A 3,994-nucleotide genomic window follows, 5' to 3' on the forward strand; every position below is an offset into this window, starting at 1 on the left:
GTGACGTACCGGTCCTCGGTCACGCTCCCCAGCCACGACGTCCATCTCACCGTGCGCGGGCTGCACGATGTCGCGTACGTCTTCCTCGACGGGCACCCGCTCGGCACCCTCGAGCGCGACGACAGCGAGCCCGCGGTGCTCACGCTTCCCGGCCTCGGCCGGGTCGCCGAGCTGACCCTGGTCGTCGAGGCGCTCGGCCGGATCAACTACGGCCCCCTCCTCGGCGAGCACAAGGGCATCCTCGGCGGCGTCCAGGTCGACCGCCGCCTCGTCCGCGGCTGGGACCACCATCCTGCTCCCCTCGACCGCTGGGACACCCTCGACGGTCTCCCCCGCGCCACCTTCTACGCCGACGCCCCCGCCGACGGCTGGCTCGCCGTCCCCGGCGACGGCGACCGCTTCGTCTGGCTCAACGGCACCCTGCTCGGTCGCCTGTGCGCCCGCGGGCCCCAACGCCGCCTCTACGCCCCCGCTCCCCTGTGGCGCCCCGGCGCCAACGAGGTGCGCATCCTCGACCTCACCACCCCCGCGACGTACATCGAGGTCCACCCGGACCCCGACTTCGGACCGAGCGAGGAGTACGTCGAGTCGCTGCCGACCGGCGTCGACGCACTGTGACGGCGACGGCCTAGCAACACGTCAGCAGGGGCACGCCATGACGCACTCCCTGAACGCGACGGGATCGTGAGCGACCTCGAAGCAGCGCCGCACACAGTCACGACATGGGTTCTGGTTGGGATCCGTCGTCGCCTCCAGCGTCGTCTCGTCCGAGAACGTGAAGTCGGCGGCCAGGGCTCCGGTCAGCAGACGGAACTCCGGGGTGTCGTCCGGCGTCCTGTCCCGTAGCGAGAGCTGGACCACGGGATGGCCGCCGTGTTCACCGCAGGGTTGCTCGCCGACGTACTCGGCGCCCTGGATCAGGGCGAGGGGTAGCTCGACCCACTCGGCGCAGTCACCGAAGGAGAAGTCGAAGGTCTCGGCCTGGTCCGACGGCTTCGCGATGCCGGTCACGGCGGGCGGTGGCCGCAGGTCGTCGCGCCGGAGCCGTTCCTCGAACTCCGACGGCTGCAGGACTCGCCGCTGCCCGCCCGTGGCCACACGTTCGGGGCGCTTCCCGTAGGCGCTCATGCCCGCTCGATGCGGATGCCGCGCGACTCCGGATCGTCGATGGTGGTGATCGTGACGTCGCCCTCGAAGTCCGACTCCGCCAGCTCGGCGAGGACGGCGCGGCGAAGGGCGCGTTCGAGGCGTACGCGACCTTCGCCGGTCAGAGGCAACCTCCCGTCCCACATCACCGTGTAGGCCTTGAGGAACTCCGGCTCGACGTGGGCGGTCGGGAAGACGACGGGAGTCGGGTCGAGGGGCGGCCTCGGCCTCGGGGCGGCTTCGCTGTCGGCTTGGTGGGTCATGAGATCTCTCCTATGTGTGTGTTCGCGGTGCCTACTCAGTTGTTGGGGTCGGGCCCTGCGGGCCTTGGGGATTCGATGGCGGTCTGCCCGGCCCGGAAGCAGAGCGCCGATACGATGCGCCGCTGTCCGGCCGCGACCGGACGCACCCGGTGCGGCACGAGCCCGCCGAACATCACCAGGCTCTGACCGGGCGTGGCCTTGATCGAGCGCCGCTCACGCCGGCCGGTGCTCACCGACGGCAACGGTCGGCCGACCTGCCCGGGGAACAGCTCCCAGGCACCGCTCGGGTCGTCGGCCGGGGAGAAGTCCTGGAGCACCGTCAGGACGACGAGCTCGCACTGGACCACGTCGAGGTGGAGGCCCATGAAGTCACCCGTCCGGGTGTAGTAGTTGACCGACCCCCGGCGGCCGGTGGCCTCGACCTCCAGCCCACACAGACCTTCGAGGAAGGCCTTGAGTTCCGGCGAGCAGTACGCCGCGTCCTGGGCGTCGCCCCCACCCGCGCTCACCAGCCGGCGAGGAGGATGGCTGTCCCTCCCGATCCCGCCGGACCGCACCGTCAGCGCCTGCTCCTGCCCGCCCCAGTACGCCTCGCGAGCCTCGCGCGTCATCTCGGCCAGGACGTCGGGATCGAACAGCCCCTCGTAGAGCGCGAAACCCCCGTGATCGACGAGCAGCGGAGAGGTCGCGAGCGCAGGGTCGATCGGGAGCTCCTCGGCGGCCCGCGGGCGGCGTTGCGGCAGCGCGTGCGGTGGCTGCTCGGTCCGGCACCACCTCATCGCCAGCTCGGTGTCGACGCTGAAGTAGTGGCCGATGATCCAGGTGCTCGCCGAGCGGGGCCGCTCGTAGACCTCTCCACCCAGGGCCGCGTCGGAGGACGGGAGGTCCCGCATGGTCAACGACTCGGTCAGGCCGAGGGCCAGCCACAGGGCGACCTCCTCGACGATCCACGGGTTCGACGAGGGGAACCCAAGCGGGACGACTCCCTTCACCTCCGGCGCGCCCGACGCCAGTCGGTCGCGCAGGTGGATCACGGGGGCGAAGTCCGACGCCTGCGCGCTCGACGCCTGCGCGCTCGTCGCCAGCCCGGCCATCAGCCGCAGGGTGATCTCCAGCAGGAGCGGTCGAAGCTTCGCCATCTCCTCGACGCCCTTGCGGCTGAGCAGCAGGACGCCCGAGTTGATCGGCCCGACGAACCGGCCTCCCAGCGACTCCGCGAGCCGGGCGAGGTGCTCCTCGTCCAGATACGCCGGGTCGTAGCTTCTCTCGCGGCGTACGGTTCCGACCTCGGCGCAGGCCGCGAGGTCGACATCCGCATGGCGCTGGAAGAGCTTGTCGACGTCGTCGAGGAAAACCGTGTCGCAGTCGATGAGCAGCAGCTGCGATGTCCCCAGGTCCTCCAGGACGACGTCGAGGACGAAGTACTTGTGCAGCACCGGGTAGTGGGCGAGCACGTCGCCACCCGGATACGGGTGAAGCAGGTCCTCGTAGCTGCCGAGGTGAACCACCTCCGCCTCCAGCGAGCGCAGGCGGTTCTCGGTCTCCCCATGGCGCGGCCCCGACCAGAACACGACCACGCGTACCGTCCGGTTGTGCTCCCGCAAGGAGCCGACGCTGGTCAGCAGCTGGGAGATGATCTGCTCACGGCGGCTGCGCCGTGGCGGGGACATGACCGAGTAGCAGACGACGCGTCCCGCCACGTTCGAGCTCATCCCGATCCTCCCCGACATCAGCGCACCAGACGACGTTCTGGCCGGCCTCGGTCGGCTCCGGTATCACCCAGAATCAGGTACGCAGGGGGTCGGCAATGGCTCCGCATTCCGTTGATCCGCGCAGCGCCGGGCCGGCGATGTCCACCTCGCCGAGGTCACCACATGGTTAGCCTCGTACATGTGAACCCACCCAGCCCCGACACACCTGACATCAAACCCAGGTCGCGCGCCGTCACCGACGGCCTGGAGGCCACCGCTGCCCGAGGCATGCTGCGGGCCGTCGGCCTTGGAGACGACGACTTCGCCAAGCCGCAGATCGGCGTCGCGTCGTCGTGGAACGAGATCACCCCCTGCAACCTGTCCCTCGACCGGCTCGCAAAGGCGGTGAAGAACGGCGTTCACGCGGCGGGCGGCTATCCGCTGGAGTTCGGCACCATCTCCGTCTCCGACGGGATCTCGATGGGCCACGAGGGCATGCACTTCTCGCTGGTGTCGCGCGAGATCATCGCCGACTCGGTCGAGACCGTGATGAACGCCGAGCGGCTCGACGGATCCGTGCTCCTCGCGGGCTGCGACAAGTCGTTGCCCGGCATGCTGATGGCGGCCGCGAGGCTCGATCTCGCCTCGGTCTTCCTCTACGCCGGCTCGATCATGCCCGGGCAGGTCGATGGCCGCGACGTCACGATCATCGACGCCTTCGAAGCGGTCGGAGCCTGCATCGCGGGGAAGATGAGCCGCGACGAGGTCACCCGCATCGAGAAGGCGATCTGTCCTGGCGAGGGCGCCTGTGGAGGCATGTACACCGCCAACACGATGGCTGCTGTCGCCGAAGCGATGGGCATGTCGCTGCCCGGCTCGGCCGCGCCTCCCGCC

4 protein-coding genes and 1 pseudogene are annotated in these 3,994 nt (G+C 70.0%); 2 read left to right on the forward strand and 3 right to left on the reverse strand.

The features are described from left to right. Nucleotides 1-618, forward strand: a pseudogene (locus ACFVJS_RS26750) (beta-galactosidase); the annotation flags it as partial. A 21-nt stretch (nucleotides 619-639) separates the two neighbouring features. Here ACFVJS_RS26750 and ACFVJS_RS26755 read toward each other — a convergent pair. Genes ACFVJS_RS26755 through ACFVJS_RS26765 form a run of 3 tightly spaced genes read right to left on the reverse strand, consistent with a single transcriptional unit; the run spans nucleotide 640 to nucleotide 3,121 of the window. After that, complete coding sequence (locus ACFVJS_RS26755) at nucleotides 640-1,128, reverse strand: hypothetical protein (RefSeq protein ID WP_378886593.1); 489 nt, start codon at nucleotides 1,126-1,128, stop codon at nucleotides 640-642. Beyond that, the gene (locus ACFVJS_RS26760; RefSeq protein WP_378886594.1) at nucleotides 1,125-1,409 is read right to left on the reverse strand and encodes a hypothetical protein; all 285 of its coding nucleotides are present in this window, start codon (nucleotides 1,407-1,409) and stop codon (nucleotides 1,125-1,127) included. Before ACFVJS_RS26760 ends, ACFVJS_RS26755 begins: the two co-directional genes overlap by 4 nt. A gap of 35 nt (nucleotides 1,410-1,444) precedes the next feature. After that, nucleotides 1,445-3,121: a hypothetical protein gene (locus ACFVJS_RS26765; RefSeq protein WP_378886595.1), complete on the reverse strand. Its 1,677-nt coding sequence runs from the start codon at nucleotides 3,119-3,121 to the stop codon at nucleotides 1,445-1,447. Between the two features lie 162 nt (nucleotides 3,122-3,283). Between ACFVJS_RS26765 and ACFVJS_RS26770 the strand changes: the two genes are divergently transcribed. After that, a partial coding sequence (locus tag ACFVJS_RS26770; protein WP_378886596.1) for a dihydroxy-acid dehydratase occupies nucleotides 3,284-3,994 on the forward strand: 711 nt, incomplete at its 3' end.

The sequence above is a fragment of the Nocardioides sp. NPDC057772 genome (assembly GCF_042798075.1).
Taxonomy (GTDB): Bacteria; Actinomycetota; Actinomycetes; order Propionibacteriales; family Nocardioidaceae; genus Nocardioides.

Bases quoted from the DNA above. Each gene is read 5' to 3' on its own strand.
- ACFVJS_RS26760 (WP_378886594.1), bottom strand. From the start codon at position 1,409: ATGACCCACCAAGCCGACAGCGAAGCCGCCCCGAGGCCGAGGCCGCCC.
- ACFVJS_RS26765 (WP_378886595.1), bottom strand. From the start codon at position 3,121: ATGAGCTCGAACGTGGCGGGACGCGTCGTCTGCTACTCGGTCATGTCC.
- ACFVJS_RS26755 (WP_378886593.1), bottom strand. From the start codon at position 1,128: ATGAGCGCCTACGGGAAGCGCCCCGAACGTGTGGCCACGGGCGGGCAG.